Source organism: Geobacter metallireducens GS-15 (genome assembly GCF_000012925.1).
Taxonomy (GTDB): Bacteria; Desulfobacterota; Desulfuromonadia; order Geobacterales; family Geobacteraceae; genus Geobacter; species Geobacter metallireducens.
Genome location: NC_007517.1, coordinates 2645070 through 2663111, shown reverse-complemented (window position 1 = coordinate 2663111; position 18042 = coordinate 2645070). Strand labels below are relative to the sequence as shown.

Here is an 18042-nt window from a genome sequence, read left to right as displayed (position 1 = left end):
ATGGCGGTCTCGCGAACCCTCAGGGAACTTGCCGAATACCTCGGCGGCACCGTTGCCGGTGACGAGTCCAAGACGATATCCGGCGTTGCAAGCCTTGACGATGCCGCCGATCACCAGATTACCTTCCTCGCCAATCCCCGCTACGCGCCAAAGGTTGCCACAACCGGAGCCGGCGCAGTGGTGCTGCCGCCGGGGGGCGAGCGCCACGGCAGAAACGCGATCCACGTGGCGAACCCCTACCTGGCCTTTGCCAAGCTGCTCACGTTGTTCCATGTCGCGCCACGGAAGCCCCAAGGGGTTATGGAGGGGGCGCTGGTGGGCCACAACGTCGCCATGGGGAGCGACGTCACCATCTATCCCGGAGCCTTCGTGGGAGACGGCGTAACGCTCGGGGACCGGGTGACGATCTTTCCGGGTGTTGTCATCTATGAAGGGGTCACCCTGGGCAGCGATGTGACGCTCCACTCCAACGTTGTCGTCTACCAGGGGTGCCGCATCGGGAACCGGGTTACAATCCATGCCGGTACCATCATCGGTTCCGATGGTTTCGGTTACGCCCCGGACGGCGATGGTTTCTACAAGATCCCTCAACTGGGGATCGTTGTCATTGAGGATGATGTGGAGGTCGGCGCCAACACCACCATCGACCGGGCGGCCCTTGCCGCTACCCGCATCGGGCGGGGGACCAAGATCGACAACCTCGTCATGATAGCCCATAACTGTGTGATCGGCGAAAACTGTACAATCGTCTCCCAGGTGGGGATTTCCGGCAGTACAAAGCTCGGCAGGCGCGTGACCCTCGCCGGCCAGGTGGGGGTTGCGGGACACCTGGAAATCGGCGACAACTCCATGGTGGGGGCCAAGTCGGGCATTCCCGGCAATATCCCCGCCGGTTCCATGGTGAGCGGCATCCCTGCCTTCAACCACCGGGATTGGCTCCGAGCGTCTGCGGTGGTGCCGAAACTCCCTGAACTGAGGAAGACGATCGCCGAACTGGAGAAGCGGGTCAGGGAACTGGAAGAGAAACAAGGAGCCTGATAATGGAAACTGTCTTTGATATCAATGAAATCATGAAAATCCTTCCCCACCGTTACCCCTTTCTCCTGGTGGACCGGATCGTGGAGCACGTGCCGGGAGAAAGGATCGTGGGGATCAAGAACGTTACCATCAACGAGCCTTTCTTCCAGGGACATTTCCCCGGTCATCCCATCATGCCGGGGGTGCTGATTGTCGAGGCCATGGCCCAGGTGGGTGGTATCCTTGCATACATGGCATCGGACGACGAAGTCCGGAATAAAGTCTGCTATTTTGCTTCCATTGACAACGTGAAATTCCGCAAGCCGGTGCTGCCGGGAGACCAACTCCGGATCGAGGTTGCGGCCACCGGGTGCAAGCGCGGCATCTGGTGTTTCAGCGCCAAGGCCATTGTCAAGGGGAAGGTGACGACCCAGGCGGAACTCAAGGCCACCTTTGCCGACAAGGACAGGTTGTAACAATGATTCATCCCACGGCAATCGTACACCCCGAGGCGCAGGTGGCCGAAGGGGTCGAGATCGGCCCCTATGCCATCATCGGCGAGCATGTCAGGATCGGCCGCGGGTCACGGATTGGCGCCCACTCGGTCATTGACGGCTGGACCGATATTGGCGAGGAGTGCCAGATCTTTCATATGGCGTCTGTGGGGGGGATCCCCCAGGATCTCAAGTACCGGGGTGAGGAAACCTGGCTCCGGATCGGCAAGAGGAACATTATCCGGGAGTTCACGACCCTCCAGCCGGGAACGGTGACCGGTATCGGCGAAACGGTGATCGGCGAGGGAAACCTCTTCATGGCCTACTGCCATGTGGCCCATGACTGCGTTGTCGGCAACCGGGTCATCATGGCCAACGGATCGACCCTGGCGGGGCACGTGGTGGTGGAGGATCATGCCATTCTCGGCGGGCTTTCCGCCGTGCACCAATTCACGCGGGTTGGCGAGAGCGCCATGCTCTCCGGCGGCGCCATGGTGGGGCAGGATGTCCTCCCCTATACCATCGCCAGCGGCAACCGGGCCACGTCGGCGGGGCTCAACACCGTAGGCCTCAAGCGGCGCGGCTTCTCCCCGGACACAATCAGTGCCGTGAAGAAGGCCTATCGTCTGATGCTCCGGTCGGGGTTGCGGCTCGACGAGGCCATTGCCCGCATCCGGGAAGAGGTCCCCATGTCTCCCGAGATCGTTCACTTCATCGAGTTCGCACAAAAATCGGAAAGGGGTATCTGCCGATGACGGAAAAGATTCGGACCGCGGTGATCGGCGTTGGCTATCTGGGCCTCTTCCACGCGGAGAAATTCGCCCAGCTCCCTGAGTCGGATCTGATCGGGGTGGTTGATACCAGCAGGCCCCGGGCGGAGGAGGTGGCCGCCAAGGTGGGGACGGCCCCCTACACCGATTACCGGGAGCTGCTCGACAAGGTCGACGCCGTCAGCATCGTGGTGCCGACCCAGTTCCACTTCGAGGTGGCGCGGGCGTTTCTGGAACGGGGCGTTCACGTCCTCCTGGAGAAACCGGTTACGACCACGGTCGAAGAGGCCGACGAACTCATCCGGCTTGCCGAAGATAACGGTGTGGTCTTCCAGGTGGGGCACCTTGAGCGGTTCAACCCGGTGATCGTGGGCCTCAAGGGACTTCTGACCGGGCCCCGCTTCATTGAGTCGATCCGGATCGCTCCCTTCAAGCCCCGGGGAACCGATGTGAACGTGGTTCTTGATCTGATGATCCATGACATCGACATCATCCAGACCATTGTCGGCTCGCCGGTGAAGCAGATCAGCTCCATTGGCGCCCCGGTCTTCACCGACGAGGAGGATATCGCCAACGCCCGCATCCAGTTCGAGAACGGTTGCGTGGCCAACGTCACGGCCAGCCGCATCAGCCTCAAGAGCGAGCGGAAGATGCGGATATTCCAGGCCGACTCCTACATCTCCGTCGACTTCCAGAACAAGAAGCTGGCGGTGTTCCGCAAGGGGAGCGGAGAAATGCTTCCCGGTGTTCCCAAGGTTGACATGGAGGAAAAGTCGTTTGATCAGGGAGATGCCCTGAAGTCCGAAATAGCCTCGTTCCTGGAGTGCGTCCGGACGGGCGCAAAGCCGGTGGTATCGGGCCAGGACGGCAAGCGGGCGCTGGAAACGGCGATAAAGATCAGCAAAAAACTGTGAGGGAAACCATGAATATTCCGATGGTGGATTTGAAGGTGCAGTATCATGCAATAAAGGAGGAGATCGACAGGGGCATTCTGGAAGCCCTTGAAAAGACCCAGTTCATTCTCGGGCCCAACGTGACGGCGTTCGAGGAGGAAGCGGCCGCGTTTCTCGGCGTAAAGCATGCCATCGGCGTTGCCTCGGGGACCGACGCCCTCCACCTGGCCCTTGCCGCTGCAGGGATCACGGAGGGTGATGAGGTGATCACCTCTCCCTTCACCTTTATCGCCACTGCCGAGGCGATCCGTTACGTGGGGGCCACGCCGGTCTTCGTGGACGTGGACCCCAAGAGCTTCAATATCGATCCTGCCAGGATCGAGGCGGCCATCACCCCCAGGACCAAGGCGGTCCTTCCGGTTCATCTCTTCGGCCAGCCGGCGGACATGGATGCCATCCAGGCCCTCTGCACCAAGCATGGTCTTTTGATGATCGAAGACTGCGCCCAGTCCTTCGGCGCCGACGTTAATGGTCGCATGACCGGCACCTTCGGGGCGCTGGGGGCCTTCAGCTTCTTCCCCAGCAAGAACCTGGGGTGCTATGGCGATGGCGGCCTTGTCACCACCTCCTGCCCGGAACTGGCCGAGCGGGTGAAGGTGCTCCGCAACCACGGGAGCAAGGTTCGCTACCATCACTCGGTCATTGGCTACAACAGCCGCCTTGACGAGATACAGGCCGTGATCCTGCGGGTGAAGCTCAAGCACATCCGGGAATACAGCGAGGGGCGCCGCCGCGTGGCTCACCTCTACAGCGAACTGCTGGCCGGCACCGGCGCCACCCCTCCCTTCGAGGATGGCAAGGGAACCCATGTCTACCACCAGTACACGCTTCTCACCGACCGCCGCGACGCCATCATGAAGGCCCTCACCGACGCGGGGATTGCCTCGGCGGTTTACTATCCGATTCCTCTGCACAAGCAGGATGTCTTCGCCGCCGACTACGCCGGTGTTTCCCTCCCCGCGGCCGAGGAGGTGGCATCCCGCTGCATGTCCCTCCCCATCTTCCCGGAGATGACCGAAGAACAGGTACGCCGGGTCGTGGACGTGGTGAAATCGGCCCTCAAGGCATAGCCGGAAGCAACGCTTTCGTGCATGAAAGGGAGAGACGCCCCCCGTGGGCGTCTCTTTGTATTCGTATGGGTACCGCTCCGAACAAACGCGTGATGATCGTGGCCGGCGAGGCTTCCGGCGACCTCCATGGCTCGAACCTGGTGAAAGAGGCTCTGCGCCTCGATCCGACCCTCTCATTTTTCGGCATTGGCGGCCCGCACATGCGGGCGGCGGGGGTGGAGACCGTTGTCGATTCTTCGGAAATGGCGGTGGTGGGGCTCGTGGAGGTGCTTGCCCACTTCGGCGTCATCTACAAGGCATACGCTACCCTCAAGCGTCTCATCACGACCAATCCGCCGGACCTTCTGATCCTCATCGACTACCCGGATTTCAACATGCTCGTGGCAAAGGTGGCGAAGCGGGCCGGGGTCAAGGTGCTCTACTACATCAGTCCCCAGGTCTGGGCCTGGCGGACGGGGCGGGTGAAAAAGATCGCCCGGCTCGTGGACCGGATGGCGGTGGTCTTTCCCTTTGAGGTCCCCTTTTACGAGAAGGCGGGTGTACCGGTATCCTTCGTGGGGCATCCCCTGGCGGATCGCGTCTCCCCGTCAATGAGCCGCAGCGAGGCCCTGGCTGCCTTCGGGCTCGATCCTTCCCGGCGGGTGGTGGGGCTCTTCCCGGGGAGCCGCCGGGGGGAAATCGCCCGACTCTTCCCGGTTATCCTGGAGAGCGCGAAACTTTTACGGGACCGTTACCCCGGCATCCAGTTCATCCTTCCCCTGGCATCGAGCCTGACCGATGCCGACATCGCTCCCCATCTGGCGGCGTCGGGGCTGGAGGTTGTCGTGGCCCGGGACAAGGTCTACGACGTGATGCAGGTCTGCGATGCCATCGCGACGGTATCGGGGACGGTTACCCTTGAAATCGCCCTCATGGGGGTGCCGATGGTGATCATCTACACGGTATCCCCCCTGACCTACGAGGTGGGCAAGCGCCTCATCCGGGTCGATCACATCGGCATCTGCAACATCGTGGCGGGAGAGCGGGTGGTGCCGGAACTGATCCAGGACGAGGCCACCGCCGAGCGGATCGCCGCGGAGATCGGCCGTTATCTGGATGACCCTGTCCACACGGAGAAAACCCGGGCCGGGCTTGCCAGGGTCAGGGAAAAGCTCGGTTCCGGGGGCTGCTCGGAACGGGTGGCGGGAATCGTCCTCGAGATGCTCGGAAAGAAGAGATAATGGAAACCTTCAAACGCCTCTTACGCTACAGCAAACCCTACGGGTGGCGCATTGCCATTTCCATGGTGGCCTCCCTGTGTGTCGGCGGAACCGACGCGGCCATCGCCTGGCTGGTGGAGCCGCTTCTCAAGAAGATATTCACCGAAAAGGACATGACGATTTTTATCCTCCTCCCCGTGGCGGTGATGATCGTCTTTATCCTCCGGGGCGTCGCCCGTTTCGTGCAGCAATACTACATCTCCACCGCGGGGCAGTTGGCGATCCAGGACATCCGCAACGAAGTGTACCAGAAGCACATGGGGCTGCCGCTGCGCTATTTCGCCGACAATCCCACGGGCGTTCTCATGTCCCGGGTCATGAGCGATGTGGGACAGATGCAGTCAGGAGTGGCCAATGTGGTGACGGGACTGTTGCGGGACGGGGTGACGGCCATTGGGCTCCTCGGTGTCATCTTTTACCGGAACTGGCAGCTGGCCCTCATCACCTTCATCGTTCTCCCCCTCACGGCCGTGCCGGCCCAGAAGATCGGCAAGCGGATCAAGAACCTGGCAAAGCAGTCCCTTGGCCAGATGGGGGAGATTACGAGCATCCTCCAGGAAACCTTCACCGGGATCAAGGTGGTCAAGGCGTTCCGCCTGGAGCGGCGTTTCATCGACCGGTTCAGCCAGACGAATCTCGGCCTCTACCATTACCTCAGAAAGAGTATCAAGTACGAGTCGCTCCACACGCCGATCATGGAGATTATCACCTCCCTTGGTGTAGCAGGGGTCATCTGGTTCGGGGGGAGCCAGGTCATGCACGGCCGCATGTCCGCGTCCGAGTTCTTCTCCTTCCTGACCGCCATGGTAATGCTCTACGGGCCGGTGAAGAAGCTGCTCAGTTCCTATAATACTGTCCAGCAGGCTGTGGGGGCCGCGGAGCGGGTCTTTGAGGTGATCGACCAGAGGGCCGACATAGAGGACCCCGCCGAGCCGGTGGAGATGGGGCCGCCCCAGGGCTCCGTGGAGTTGCGCAACGTCTCGTTCCGCTATAACGACGAGGAAGTCCTGCGCAACGTGTCGCTCTCGGCGGGAAGGGGCGAGGTGGTGGCGCTGGTGGGCCCGTCGGGGGCAGGAAAGACGACCATCATGTCGCTCATTCCACGCTTCTACGACGTAACCGGCGGCGCGGTCCTCGTCGACGGGGTCGACGTGCGGCAGGCGCGCCTGGATGACCTTCTCAGCCATGTTGCCCTGGTGGATCAGGAAACGGTCCTCTTCAACGATACTATTGCCAACAATATCAGGCTTGGCAACTCTGATGCCCCCATGGAGGCGGTGGAGCGGGCTGCCCGGGCCGCCTTTGCCCACGATTTCATCATGGATATGCCGGAAGGATACGATACGAACATCGGCGATCGGGGGGTGCGGCTCTCCGGCGGCCAGCGCCAGCGGCTCTGCATCGCCCGGGCCATTCTCAAGGATGCGCCCATACTCCTCCTGGACGAGGCCACTAGCGCCCTCGATACCGAGAGCGAGCATATGGTCCAGCAGGCCCTTGCCAATCTCATGAAGAACCGGACCACCCTCGTCATTGCCCACCGGCTTTCCACCGTGCTCCATGCGGACCGGATCGTGGTCATCGACAGGGGAGAAGTGGTGGAGGTGGGGACCAACGACGAACTCCTGGCCCGCGGCGGCCTCTACCGCAAGCTCTACGATATGCAATTCAGTTAGAGGCCGGGACCGGGGACCAGGGACCAGGGACCGGCGGCAGCGGGGATAGAGCGTTTCGATGATATTTCTGGTGTATGACATACTACTGCTCCTCCTCTCCCCCCTGATCCTTATCCACCACGCGTGGCGGACGGTGAGCCGGGGGAGAAGTTTCGCCGGTTTCGGGGAGCGGTTCGGGTGCATAGCGCCGGAGAGCCTCGCACGGGTTGCCGGCAAGGGGCCGATCTGGGTCCACGCGGTGTCGGTGGGGGAAACCATGGCGGTGAAGCCGCTCCTGCGGGAGCTGAAGCGCCGCTTTCCCGAACGTCCCCTCGTGCTGTCATCGGTGACGGAGACGGGGCGGTCGGTGGCGGTCACTATCCCCGAAGCGGATCTGGTGGTCTACTTCCCTTTTGATTTCGGCTTCGCCGTTGCCCGGGCGCTTCGACTCGTTGCGCCCTCGCTGGTCATCGTGGTGGAAACCGAGATCTGGCCCAATTTCCTCCGCCACGCCCGCCGGACGGGGATCCCGTCAGTCATGGTCAACGGCCGCATCTCGGACCGTTCCTTCCCTCGCTATCTCCGGTTCTCCCGCTTTTTTGCTCCCATCCTGAACAACCTGTCAGCCCTCTGCATGCAGAGCAGCGAGGACGCCCGCCGCATAATCGCCGTCGGAGCGCCTGCGGAGCGTGTCCACGTAACGCGCAATCTCAAGTATGATCTGCCTGTCAGATCGCTCACGCCGGCTGAGCGCCAGGAACTGCTCTGCAGCTATCGCCTGCCTGCCGGCGCACTCATCATCACAGCGGGGAGCACCCATGCCGGGGAAGAGGAGGTTGTGGCGGACATCTATGCCCGTCTCGCGGGAGAGAGATCTGATCTCTTCCTGGTTCTTGTGCCGCGTCACCCGGAACGGGCCGTCGAGGTGGGAACCCTCCTGGAGGGGAAAGGGATTCCCTTCGTGCGCCGTTCGGCCTTGGACAAGGTTCAGGAGCAGCCACGCGGCGGCGTTCTCCTAGTGGACACCATCGGCGAACTGATGAAGCTCTACGCCCTGTCGGACGTGGTGTTCGTGGGAGGGAGCCTTGTCCCGGTGGGGGGGCATAACCTCCTGGAGCCGGCATCGGTGGGCGCGCCGGTCCTGTTCGGCCCCCACATGCACAATTTCCGCGAGATCACGGCCCTCGTGCTCGGTGCCGGAGCGGGAGAGCAGGTCAACGATCATGGGGAGCTGGAAGCGACCCTGCGCCGTCTGTTGGCCGATGAACCCGCCCGCCGGTCCATGGGGGAGAACGGCATCCGGCTCATGGCGGACCAGGGAGGCGCTGCCGCACGGCATCTGGAGATCATCGGCCCGCTCATTGAGCGAGGTAGCGAGGTAGCGAGGTAGCGAGGTTTTACCATTTTGCTATCTCACCCGGATGAAATATGACACTCGAAGGATATTTCCGAAACCTTGTTTCCGGCAAGCGGCGGGGGATGCTGGATCGGCTCGTTCTGGCGCTTCTCGCTGTTCTTTCCGTTCCGTACGCCCTGGCAGTTCGGTTGCGGGCACTCGCCTATGGTGCGGGGATCTTCCGGGTGAAGCAGCTGAATCGTCCGGTCATCTCCGTTGGCAACCTCACCGTTGGCGGCACCGGCAAGACCCCCATGGTGGCGCTTGTTGCGCGTCTGCTCATGGCGCGGGGGAAACGGGTGGCGGTCATCTCCCGGGGGTATGGGGGATCGTTGGAGGGAAAGACGCATATCGTCTCGGACGGTCAGAGGGTCTTTCTCTCCGCTGCCGAGGCGGGTGACGAACCGGTGCATCTTGCCACGGCGGTGCCGGGGCTCATGGCGGTCATCGGTACCGACCGTTACGCTGCCGGGCTCCTGGCCCAGGAGCGGCTTAACCCCGATGTATTCATCCTGGATGACGGCTTCCAGCATTTGCGGCTTCACCGGGACCTGAACATCCTCCTCATGGACTGTAGCGCTCCCCTCGGCAACGGCATGGTCCTCCCGGCGGGTTTGCTCCGGGAACCGCCGTTGGCCCTCAAACGGGCTGACTTGGTGGTCTACACCCGGTGCACCGGTGCCGAGGCGCCAGCGGTTCACGGAGCCATTCCATCCTGCCGGGCTGGTCATGTGCTGGCTGGGGTGGAGCTTCTTCCCGGTGGTGAGCGGCAACCGTTCACCGCCCTGTATGGCCGCAGAGGAGTTGCCTTTGCCGGCATTGCCGACCCCGACGCATTCTTCGCCTCACTCCGGGAGGAAGGGGTGGACCTTGCGGCAACGGTTTCCTTTGGCGACCACTGCCCCTACGGAGAGGAAGAGGTAGCGCGGCTCATGGCGGCCCGCCGCACGGCCGGCGCCGATTTCCTCATAACCACCGGCAAGGATGCGGTCAAGCTCGGACCGGTCCTGAGTCGGCTGGGGATTGTCTATGCGGCGGTGCTGGAGATGAGCCTTATGGATCCGAAACCCCTCGAAACAGCCATCGACAAAGTGCTTTAAAAGGAGATGCCCTCTATGGCATTATCAAGCGAATTGCTCAAGATTCTGGCCTGTCCTCAGTGCAAGGGGGAAGTAGTCTTCCAGGACGACGAGGTGGGGCTTGTCTGCGATTCATGTCGGCTCGTCTACCCCGTGCGGGACGGAATTCCGGTCATGCTGGTGGACGAAGCGGAAAAAATTGGAGAAGCGGGGAAACGCGATTAGTGACCGACAGCATATCGGCTCTCGATAAATCGGCTATACGCACCATTCTCGTCCGGGCGGTGAACTGGCTCGGCGATGCGGTCATGACCACGCCTGCTCTTCGAGCAATTCGTGAGTCCTTCCCCGAAGCACGGATAACGGTTCTTGCAAATCCCCTTGTGGCTGAACTTTTCGCCAATCACGAAACGGTCGATGCAGTTCATGTCTATGACCGGAAGGGAAGGCACGCCGGCATCCGGGGAAGGATTAGACTGGCACGGGAGCTCAGGGCGGAGCGGTTCGACCTCGCCATCCTGTTGCAGAACGCTATCGACGCGGCGCTCATTGCCCGGCTTGCCCGAATCCCCCGGATTATGGGGTACCGAACCGACGGACGGGGGATGCTCCTGACCCATGGCGCACCGGTAACCATCGAAGCGAAAAAGCTCCACCATGTCGACTATTACCTCGCCATGCTTTCCCGATTCGGAATCGAAACCGGGGCCAAACACCTCTCCCTGACCGTCACCCGGGAGGAGAAAGAGGGCACGGCCCGGCTTCTGGCCGCTGCGGGGATCGGCGCGAACGATTTCGTCATCGGCATCAACCCCGGCGCCACCTATGGTTCGGCCAAGCGGTGGTACCCGGAGCGGTTTGCCGCCGTGGCCGATGAGTTGTCTCTCCGCTGGGGGGCACGGGTCGTGGTGACTGGCGGACCGGGAGAGGCTGCCATCGCCGCCGACATCGCCGCCGCCATGACCGTACCCGCCCTCGTCATGGCGGGGAAGACCTCGGTGCGGGAGTTGATGGCGCTCATCAAACGCTGCGACTTCTTCATCACCAACGACTCGGGCCCCATGCACATCGCCGCCGCCTTCAGTGTTCCGCTCGTGGCGGTGTTTGGCCCCACTGATCACACGACCACCTCGCCCTGGAGCGACCGTGCCGCCGTCGTGCGCCGCGACACCGACTGCGCCCCGTGCCTCCTGCGGGAGTGTCCCACGGACCACCGGTGCATGACAGCAGTGACAATGACCGACGTGGTGGAGGCCGCGGAGCGGCTTCGGACGTGTGTTGCTGCTTTGGAGCATTCTGCATGAACATAACGGCCACCATCATCGCCAAGAACGAAGAGAAGAATATCTCTGACTGCCTTGCGAGCCTCGATTGGGCTGATGAGATTATCGTGGTTGATTCGGGGAGCTCCGACAGGACTCCCGAAATCTGTCGCAAGCACCCCAAGGTGCGATATTTCGAGCATGAGTGGGAAGGCTTCGGCAAACAGAAGAACTTCGCCGCCGATCAGGCTGTAAATGATTGGGTGTTCAATATCGATGCGGATGAGCGTGTTTCACCGGAACTGCGGGACTCGATCCTTTCCACTGATTTTGCCCGTTACGACGGTTTCCGCGTGGCGCGGGAGAATTATTTCGGCCGACGCTGGATCAAACACTGCGGCTGGTACCCTGACCATAATCTGCGACTGTACAACCGGAGCCGGTGCCGCTTCGCCGAGCGCCTCGTCCACGAATCCGTTGAGTGCCCCGGTCCGGTCAGTACCCTGCAAGGGAATCTGATCCACTTCACCTACGAGGGGATCGGTGATTACGTCGCCAGGATGGACCGATACTCGACGCTGGCGGCGGAAGAGATTGCCAGGTCAGGAAGAAGGCCGGGGGTCTTCTCCATCGTTTTCCGGCCCTGTTTCACCTTTTTCAAGATGTATGTGCTGCGGATGGGAGTTCTGGAAGGCAGCACCGGCCTCCTCCTTTCACTGCTGTACGCCGTCTACACATTTCTCAAGTATGCAAAGTCCGTTGAATTGATCGAGGAGCGCCAGCGATAGTCAACGTGTGCGCACCTCTGGTCGCGGGAATATATCCGTTATGCCGAAACTGTATATAAATGAATTCGTCGGTATCTCTAATCGACTGGAAACACTGCCCCTCGCTTTTGCCATACGTCAGGCCTACGGGCACGACATTATTCTGGACTGGCATGAACTCGATTCCTTCAGCGTTGAGGGAACCCGGAGGGGGAAAGTCCGGGCTCTTACCAAGCTGGGCGCAGTTCGCGTCAGAAACTGTGATGAGGAGATGTTCGGGAGGCTTGCGGGCAGGAAGATAATCCTTCGGTCCCTCGATGGCCCTTCCGAACTGCTCGATCCAATCTACCTCGATGTGGCCAGAAAGGTGCGCCTCAATCCGTCACTGGCAACACAGATCCGCTCGTTTTTTGGCCGGACGAGCGGTCGGCCGGTGGTGGGCGTCCATATCCGACACGGCGATTTCCAGGTGGTTGACCCCGATCGTTATGAAAATACGGCTACTGAATGGCCGGCCGTGCCGCTCTGGTGGTACGAACGGGCCATGGCGGCAATCCAGGCTCGGCAAAAGGATACGGTTTTTTTCCTGGCCGGCACCGGCGATCCGGACACCTATACGGAGCTTCACAGAAACTTCGACGTAGCAACCCTCGATGTCGTTTCTCACTATGACTACAAGGGGCCGGACCATGATTCGCGGGTCAATCCGGTGGCGGATCTCTTTGCCCTGGCCTGTTGCCCGCTCATGCTGGCCACTCCCATTTCAGGCTATTCACATTGGGCCGCCAATGCCCTTGGTGGACCGACCGACTGCATTGTGCCGCTTCCGGGCGCAACCCGCGACGAGCCTTTTATGGGAGTCCTGCGAATTTACGGTTCCCGACTTCCCCGATGGAGGGCCGCTGGGCGGACCGGGAGTGACGTTGTTCCCATCGATCAGAGACTCGAAGGGGTTGACCTTGGTCGTGGAGCGGATACCGGATGGCTTTGAACAGAAGGAACACACTTTTAGTGAGGGGTATGAATCCCCCGACGGTTCAGAGACGATGATCAGTATTGTGATCCCTCTCTACAATCAGGTGGCCTATACGCAACTCTGCGTCCAGAGCTTGCGCCGTGCCGGTTTGAATGGTGTGGACGTGCTCCTCATCGACAACGGTTCCACCGACGGCACCGCTGAGTATCTGAAGAGTTGTTCCGATCTCCGCGTGATCCGCAACAGGGAGAATCTCGGCTGTGCAGGCGCCTGGAATCAGGGGGTCCGGGAAACTACCTCCGAGTGGGTGATGATCCTCAATAACGATGTGGTCGTATCGCCGGGATGGCTCGACGGGCTGTTGGAAGCCGCGGGGAAGGAGGGGCTCGACGTGGTAAGTCCCGCCATCAGGGAAGGGGAGTACAATTACGATATCGAGGGGTACTCCCAGGAGTTCGTCGGCCGGATGGGGGATGTCGTGCGGCGCGGGGTGGCCGACGGCATATGCTTCATGGTGCGGCGCCGGGTCTTCGAGGTTGTGGGCCTCTTCGACGAGAACTTCCGGATCGGCCAATTCGAGGACGCGGATTTCTTCCGCCGGGCGCGGAATGCCGGATTCCGGCTTGGGACAACGGGGCGATCGTTTATCCACCATTTCGGGTCAGTGACCCAGGATGCCATTCGGAAGAATCGCCCCGAACGTCCCTACGTGGCAGAGAATCGGGCCTACTTCCGGGAAAAGTGGCAGCTCACGCGGGGGCGGCGTCTCATTGAGCGGTGGCGCCGCAAGCTGCGTGAGTTCGCGTGGCAGAAGTGCGAGCGGATGTTCCACGGCCACACCCTCAAAGAGAAATGGCTCGGCGGGAGGTTGCGTTATTACTAGCCGTTCGAATTTCCATAGATCGGCCGCGCCGTCATTCCTGATCGTCTCGCTCCGTTACATCGGTGACGTGCTCCTTTCGACCCCTCTGGCCCTCTCGATCAAGGAGCGTTTCCCGGATGCCACGATTGATTACCTGGTTCTGAAAGGAACGGAAGGGGTCCTGGCGAAGAATCCTCTCATACGGTCCGTCCATACCATTGATCCGCAGAAATCGGTCGTGCCGCTTCTCCTTTCGCTCTGGAAGAAATACGATTACGCTATCGGCAGCAATGTTTCTGATCGTACCACGCTTTTCTGCGTTGCGGCCGGTCGCCGGTCGTACGGTTTTTCCTATTTTCGCGGCAAGGAGTGGTGGAAAAAACTGCTGCTGTCCTCCTGTCGTCTCTATGACGACCGGATGCACATCGTTCCTCTCGTTCTGACCCGGCTGGAACCTCTTGCCATCCCTCCGCGTCCACGGGTTGTCGCGGGTGGCGACGCGGAAGACGAGGCATATGCGGCACGGTTGTTCGGGGACGCTGGCTACGTAGTACTTCATCCGTACTCGCGCAAGGAGTACAAATGCTGGACGGTTGACGGCTGGCGCCGGCTTGCCGGACTGATTCTGGATGCGGGGTTGAAACCGCTTTTCACGGTGTCGCCGAACGCCGACGATGCAAAGATGCTGGCGGACATTCTGGCCGTGGCGCCTGAGGGCACCGGCTCCATCGGCGACGTGCTCTCCTTCCCGCGACTGGCCGCCGTGATCCGGCGGGGGAGGGGATACGTGGGGGTGGATACCGTCGTCACCCATATGGCCGCGGCACTGGATGTCCCCACGGTCGCCCTCTATGGCCCGACGCTGGTGCATCACTGGGGACCCTGGCCAAACGATTTTCCCGGCTCTGCGCCGTACGGTCCTCGCGGAACAATCCAGCGCCAGGGATCGATTGTCGTGATTCAGAAAGAATGGGAGTGCGTCCCCTGTAACCGTGAGGAGTGCTCTCGAACTGACGGTGGACCCATTGCCTGCATGGACGCCATCACCCCTGAAGAGGTGATGACCGAACTGGCTGGATTGCTGGAAACGGGAGGTCGACCATGAGCAGTTTTGCGGGGAAAGCATGCTGATAGAAAACGGCCAGTACAACATCGGGGATATCTGTACCTCCCGCCAATGCCGACTGGGGAGGGGAGATCGCGTTGCCATGCGGTGGCTCACGCCCGGCATGGAGCGTCGTGATTACACCTTCAACGAGCTTGACGGCCTTTCGGGCAGATTCGCCAATGTTCTCGCCTCCCTGGGGGTCGGGGCTGGCGAGGTGTTCTTCACGTACCTGCCGAAGCAGCCGGAACAGTTCGTTGCCTTTCTTGGCGCATTGAAACTTACCGCGGTTGCAGGCACCCTTTTCTCCAACTTCGGCGAAGAGGCTCTCCTGGACCGTCTCGCCGACGCCCGTGCGTGCGGCATCATCACCAAGAAGAGCCTTCTCCGGAAAATTATCCGAATCCGCCCGCAACTGCCGGATCTTCGCTTCATCATCCTGGTTGACAGCGACGATCACCAGGCCGACGGCATTTTCAGTTACAGCCGGCTCATGGCGGAGGCATCCCCCGCGTTCGTCACTCCCCTGACACCTGCGGATGCGCCGTCGGTTCTCCATTACACCTCTGGGTCCACGGGAAAGCCGAAGGGGGTGCTCCATCGCCACGGCGCGGTGACTATGATCAACTCGACTGCCCAGCTGGTCCTCGGGCTTCGTGAGGATGATGTGTACTGGTGCACCGCTGATCAGGGATGGGTAACCGGAACCTCCTACGGCATTATCGGCCCCTGGAGCATGGGCGTGACCCAGGTTCACTTCGGCGGCGGCTATGCAGCAGAGCAGTGGTTCGAGATCCTGGAGCGGGAAGAGGTTTCGGTCTGGTACACTGCGCCGACTGCCCTGCGAATGCTCATGAGGGAGGAACCGCTCCTTTTCGCCCGCTTTGACCTCGGCATGCTCCGGCATATTTGCAGTGTTGGCGAGCCGCTCAACCCGGAGGTGATCCACTGGGCCCGCCGCGTTCTGGCAAAAGAGGTTTATGATACCTGGTTCCAGACCGAAACCGGCGCCATTATGATTGCCAACCGTCCGGGAATCCCGGTGAAACCGGGTTCCATGGGGAAGCCGGTGGATGGCATCGAGGCGGTTGTCATATCCACCGAGGGGGAACTCCTCGGCTCCGGCCAACAGGGGGACCTGTGCCTCAAGCCGGGATGGGCTTCCATGTTCTCCTCTTACCTGAACAACGCCGGTGCCTATGCATCAAAGTTCAGGAACGGCTTCTACTGCACGGGTGATGTCGCCTATCGCGATACCGACGGATATTTCTGGTTCGTCGGCAGGAGCGACGATGTTATCAATACGGCTGGGCATCTCATCAGCCCCTTCGAGATCGAGAGCGCGCTCATCGAGGTCCACGAGGTGGCTGAGGCAGGGGTGATCGGTGCCCCCGACGAACTGCTCTACGAAAAGGTCGTGGCCTTTGTATCCCTCCACCTGGGGTATGCCTTGACCGACGAACTCCAGTTGAAGATTCGGCTTCACCTGGCCAACAAGCTTTCTTCGGTTGCAACCCCCCACGAGATCCACTGCCTCGAACGGATTCCCAAGAACAAGAGCGGCAAGATCATGCGCCGCTACCTGAAGGCAACCTACCTGGGGCAGGACGCCGGGGACATCTCTACCATGGAGGAATGAACTATGCCGACCCTGGACGCACTCACCCCGATCTTCCGCCAGGTTTTCGACGACGACAGCATCGTCCTGACCCGCGAGACTTCGGCCAATGACATCGATGCCTGGGATTCTCTTTCGCACATGAACCTCATTGTGTCCCTGGAGGTGCACTACAAGATCAAGTTTGCCCTGGGCGAGCTGCAGAAACTGAAGAATGTGGGCGATCTGGCCGACCTGGTCGACAAGAAACTTGCGAGGAAGTGAGAAGACGTAGATTTATGCTTTTCAACTCCTACGAATTCATCCTGGCGTTCCTGCCGGTAACCCTGCTCCTGTATTACCTGCTGAACGGAAAGCGCCTCGCCGTCGCCGCAAACTCCTGGCTCCTCTTCGCATCCCTCTTTTTTTACGGCTGGTGGGATATTAAGTATGTTCCCCTCATCCTGGGGTCGATCCTGTTCAATTACACCATCGGCAGTCTCCTGTCCGATGGGGCCGGAGCCAGGAAGGGAGTATCACGCAGGGCGATCTTCGTCTTCGGCATAGTCGCGAACCTCCTGTTGCTCGGGTTCTTCAAGTATGTCGACTTTTTCATAACCAACGTCAATTCGGCACTGGATGCCGGGCTTCCGCTTCTCAGGATCGTTCTCCCGCTTGGGATCAGCTTCTTCACCATCACGCAGATAGCCTTTCTGGTGGATGCGTACGAAGGGCTGGTGGAAGAGCGAAATCTTCTGAATTACGCCCTGTTTGTCACCTTTTTCCCGCACCTTCTGGCCGGCCCGATCCTCCACCATAGCGACATGATGCCGCAGTTCGCATCGCTCCGCACCAAGGTTCTCCGCTATCGGAACGTGTATCTCGGGATACTCTTGTTCTCCATGGGGCTGTTTAAGAAGGTCGTCCTTGCCGACCGGTTCTCCGAATGGGCAACTGCGGGTTTCGACAAGGCGGGGACGCTTACCTTTGTCGAGGCGTGGCTCGCAAGTCTGAGTTACACCTTCCAGCTCTATTTCGACTTCAGCGGCTACAGCGACATGGCTATCGGCATCGGCCTGCTGTTCAATATCCGCCTGCCGGTCAACTTCAACAGCCCCTACAAGGCAAGGAGCATCATCGACTTCTGGAAGCGGTGGCACATCACGCTGACCGAGTTCATCACCACCTACGTCTATACGCCGATCCTCCGTTCGTTCGGTTCCATAACCTTTGCCAATTCACTGGCCGCCATCTTCGTGGCAATGCTCATCTCCGGGTTCTGGCATGGGGCGGGATGGACCTTTATCCTGTGGGGGTGCTTGCACGGTACCGCCCTGGTGCTCAATCACTACTGGAAAAAGCGCAAATGGTGGATGCATCCGGCGCTCGGCTGGTTTCTTACATTCAACTTCGCAAATCTTTCCTTCGTGTTCTTCAGAGCGAAAGAGTGGCACGACGCGACAAAAGTGCTTGCGGGCATGTTCGGCGTCAACGGCTTGATGCTGAACCATTCCCTCGCGAAAATACCGCTTCTGGCAAAACTCGGCGAGTGGGGCGTGCAGTTCGGCCCGTGGCTGCAAGGGATCGACGGCAAAGATGAGACATGGATTTCGGTCGCCCTTGCGTTTCCGTTCATTCTGCTTGCAAAAAACTCCAATGAGATTGCCGAGATGCTGAAGCCCTCCTGGAAGAGCTGCACCCTGGCCATCGTCACCTTTGCCTGGGCTCTCATGAGCATGAGCACGGTGAGTGAATTTCTCTATTTTCAGTTTTAGGGTTT

At 60.5% G+C, this 18042-nt stretch carries 18 protein-coding genes; all 18 read left to right on the top strand.

Annotation, left to right across the window (positions count from 1 at the left end):
• The 18 genes from lpxD (at nt 1) to GMET_RS11785 (ending at nt 18037) form a co-directional block, all read left to right on the top strand.
• Nucleotides 1-1038, top strand: coding sequence for a UDP-3-O-(3-hydroxymyristoyl)glucosamine N-acyltransferase (gene lpxD, locus GMET_RS11870; protein ID WP_004513265.1), 1038 nt, complete (start codon nt 1-3; stop codon nt 1036-1038).
• 2 nt (nt 1039-1040) lie between these two features.
• Nucleotides 1041-1493, top strand: a complete 453-nt coding sequence (gene fabZ, locus GMET_RS11865) for a 3-hydroxyacyl-ACP dehydratase FabZ (protein WP_004513266.1) — start codon at nt 1041-1043, stop codon at nt 1491-1493.
• Between the two features lie 2 nt (nt 1494-1495).
• Nucleotides 1496-2266 carry an acyl-ACP--UDP-N-acetylglucosamine O-acyltransferase gene (gene lpxA / locus GMET_RS11860; protein WP_004513267.1) on the top strand — a complete coding sequence of 257 codons (771 nt, stop codon included), beginning with the start codon at nt 1496-1498 and terminating at the stop codon, nt 2264-2266.
• Complete coding sequence (locus GMET_RS11855; protein ID WP_004513268.1) at nt 2263-3195, top strand: Gfo/Idh/MocA family protein; 933 nt, start codon at nt 2263-2265, stop codon at nt 3193-3195. Before lpxA ends, GMET_RS11855 begins: the two co-directional genes overlap by 4 nt.
• Before the next feature lie 8 nt (nt 3196-3203).
• Entirely contained in the window at nt 3204-4304 is a 1101-nt protein-coding gene (locus GMET_RS11850) for a DegT/DnrJ/EryC1/StrS family aminotransferase (RefSeq protein ID WP_004513269.1), read from the top strand.
• 65 nt (nt 4305-4369) lie between these two features.
• Nucleotides 4370-5524, top strand: a complete 1155-nt coding sequence (gene lpxB, locus GMET_RS11845; RefSeq protein ID WP_011366042.1) for a lipid-A-disaccharide synthase — start codon at nt 4370-4372, stop codon at nt 5522-5524.
• Nucleotides 5524-7239 carry a lipid A export permease/ATP-binding protein MsbA gene (gene msbA, locus GMET_RS11840; protein WP_004513271.1) on the top strand — a complete coding sequence of 572 codons (1716 nt, stop codon included), beginning with the start codon at nt 5524-5526 and terminating at the stop codon, nt 7237-7239. Before lpxB ends, msbA begins: the two co-directional genes overlap by 1 nt.
• A 58-nt stretch (nt 7240-7297) precedes the next feature.
• Complete coding sequence (locus GMET_RS11835; protein WP_004513272.1) at nt 7298-8608, top strand: 3-deoxy-D-manno-octulosonic acid transferase; 1311 nt, start codon at nt 7298-7300, stop codon at nt 8606-8608.
• A gap of 38 nt (nt 8609-8646) precedes the next feature.
• Nucleotides 8647-9714, top strand: a complete 1068-nt coding sequence (gene lpxK / locus GMET_RS11830) for a tetraacyldisaccharide 4'-kinase (protein WP_004513273.1) — start codon at nt 8647-8649, stop codon at nt 9712-9714.
• Nucleotides 9715-9729: 15 nt separating this feature from the next.
• Nucleotides 9730-9918 (top strand): Trm112 family protein, encoded by a 189-nt coding sequence (locus GMET_RS11825; RefSeq protein ID WP_004513274.1) that lies wholly within the window; start codon nt 9730-9732, stop codon nt 9916-9918.
• A complete protein-coding gene (waaF, locus tag GMET_RS11820) occupies nt 9918-10997 on the top strand; it encodes a lipopolysaccharide heptosyltransferase II (RefSeq protein ID WP_004513275.1) in 1080 nt (359 codons plus the stop codon). Before GMET_RS11825 ends, waaF begins: the two co-directional genes overlap by 1 nt.
• Nucleotides 10994-11743 (top strand): glycosyltransferase family 2 protein, encoded by a 750-nt coding sequence (locus GMET_RS11815; protein ID WP_004513276.1) that lies wholly within the window; start codon nt 10994-10996, stop codon nt 11741-11743. The genes waaF and GMET_RS11815 overlap by 4 nt, the downstream gene beginning before the upstream one ends.
• Before the next feature lie 40 nt (nt 11744-11783).
• Nucleotides 11784-12713, top strand: a complete 930-nt coding sequence (locus GMET_RS11810) for a hypothetical protein (protein ID WP_004513277.1) — start codon at nt 11784-11786, stop codon at nt 12711-12713.
• A gap of 55 nt (nt 12714-12768) precedes the next feature.
• Nucleotides 12769-13581: a glycosyltransferase family 2 protein gene (locus GMET_RS11805; RefSeq protein WP_011366041.1), complete on the top strand. Its 813-nt coding sequence runs from the start codon at nt 12769-12771 to the stop codon at nt 13579-13581.
• 67 nt (nt 13582-13648) lie between these two features.
• Nucleotides 13649-14665, top strand: coding sequence for a glycosyltransferase family 9 protein (locus GMET_RS11800; RefSeq protein WP_004513279.1), 1017 nt, complete (start codon nt 13649-13651; stop codon nt 14663-14665).
• Nucleotides 14666-14684: 19 nt separating this feature from the next.
• Nucleotides 14685-16304: an AMP-binding protein gene (locus GMET_RS11795; protein WP_004513280.1), complete on the top strand. Its 1620-nt coding sequence runs from the start codon at nt 14685-14687 to the stop codon at nt 16302-16304.
• 3 nt (nt 16305-16307) lie between these two features.
• Nucleotides 16308-16547 (top strand): acyl carrier protein, encoded by a 240-nt coding sequence (locus tag GMET_RS11790; RefSeq protein WP_004513281.1) that lies wholly within the window; start codon nt 16308-16310, stop codon nt 16545-16547.
• Nucleotides 16548-16561: 14 nt separating this feature from the next.
• Nucleotides 16562-18037 carry an MBOAT family O-acyltransferase gene (locus GMET_RS11785; protein ID WP_004513282.1) on the top strand — a complete coding sequence of 492 codons (1476 nt, stop codon included), beginning with the start codon at nt 16562-16564 and terminating at the stop codon, nt 18035-18037.
• Nucleotides 18038-18042: the final 5 nt, after the last annotated feature.

Coding starts and splice junctions, on each gene's coding strand:
- GMET_RS11815 (WP_004513276.1), top strand. CDS start 10,994: ATGAACATAACGGCCACCATCATCGCCAAGAACGAAGAGAAGAATATC.
- GMET_RS11805 (WP_011366041.1), top strand. CDS start 12,769: ATGATCAGTATTGTGATCCCTCTCTACAATCAGGTGGCCTATACGCAA.
- GMET_RS11825 (WP_004513274.1), top strand. CDS start 9,730: ATGGCATTATCAAGCGAATTGCTCAAGATTCTGGCCTGTCCTCAGTGC.
- lpxB (WP_011366042.1), top strand. CDS start 4,370: ATGGGTACCGCTCCGAACAAACGCGTGATGATCGTGGCCGGCGAGGCT.
- GMET_RS11810 (WP_004513277.1), top strand. CDS start 11,784: ATGCCGAAACTGTATATAAATGAATTCGTCGGTATCTCTAATCGACTG.
- GMET_RS11790 (WP_004513281.1), top strand. CDS start 16,308: ATGCCGACCCTGGACGCACTCACCCCGATCTTCCGCCAGGTTTTCGAC.
- GMET_RS11850 (WP_004513269.1), top strand. CDS start 3,204: ATGAATATTCCGATGGTGGATTTGAAGGTGCAGTATCATGCAATAAAG.
- lpxA (WP_004513267.1), top strand. CDS start 1,496: ATGATTCATCCCACGGCAATCGTACACCCCGAGGCGCAGGTGGCCGAA.
- GMET_RS11835 (WP_004513272.1), top strand. CDS start 7,298: ATGATATTTCTGGTGTATGACATACTACTGCTCCTCCTCTCCCCCCTG.
- fabZ (WP_004513266.1), top strand. CDS start 1,041: ATGGAAACTGTCTTTGATATCAATGAAATCATGAAAATCCTTCCCCAC.
- GMET_RS11795 (WP_004513280.1), top strand. CDS start 14,685: ATGCTGATAGAAAACGGCCAGTACAACATCGGGGATATCTGTACCTCC.
- GMET_RS11855 (WP_004513268.1), top strand. CDS start 2,263: ATGACGGAAAAGATTCGGACCGCGGTGATCGGCGTTGGCTATCTGGGC.
- lpxD (WP_004513265.1), top strand. CDS start 1: ATGGCGGTCTCGCGAACCCTCAGGGAACTTGCCGAATACCTCGGCGGC.
- lpxK (WP_004513273.1), top strand. CDS start 8,647: ATGACACTCGAAGGATATTTCCGAAACCTTGTTTCCGGCAAGCGGCGG.
- msbA (WP_004513271.1), top strand. CDS start 5,524: ATGGAAACCTTCAAACGCCTCTTACGCTACAGCAAACCCTACGGGTGG.
- GMET_RS11785 (WP_004513282.1), top strand. CDS start 16,562: ATGCTTTTCAACTCCTACGAATTCATCCTGGCGTTCCTGCCGGTAACC.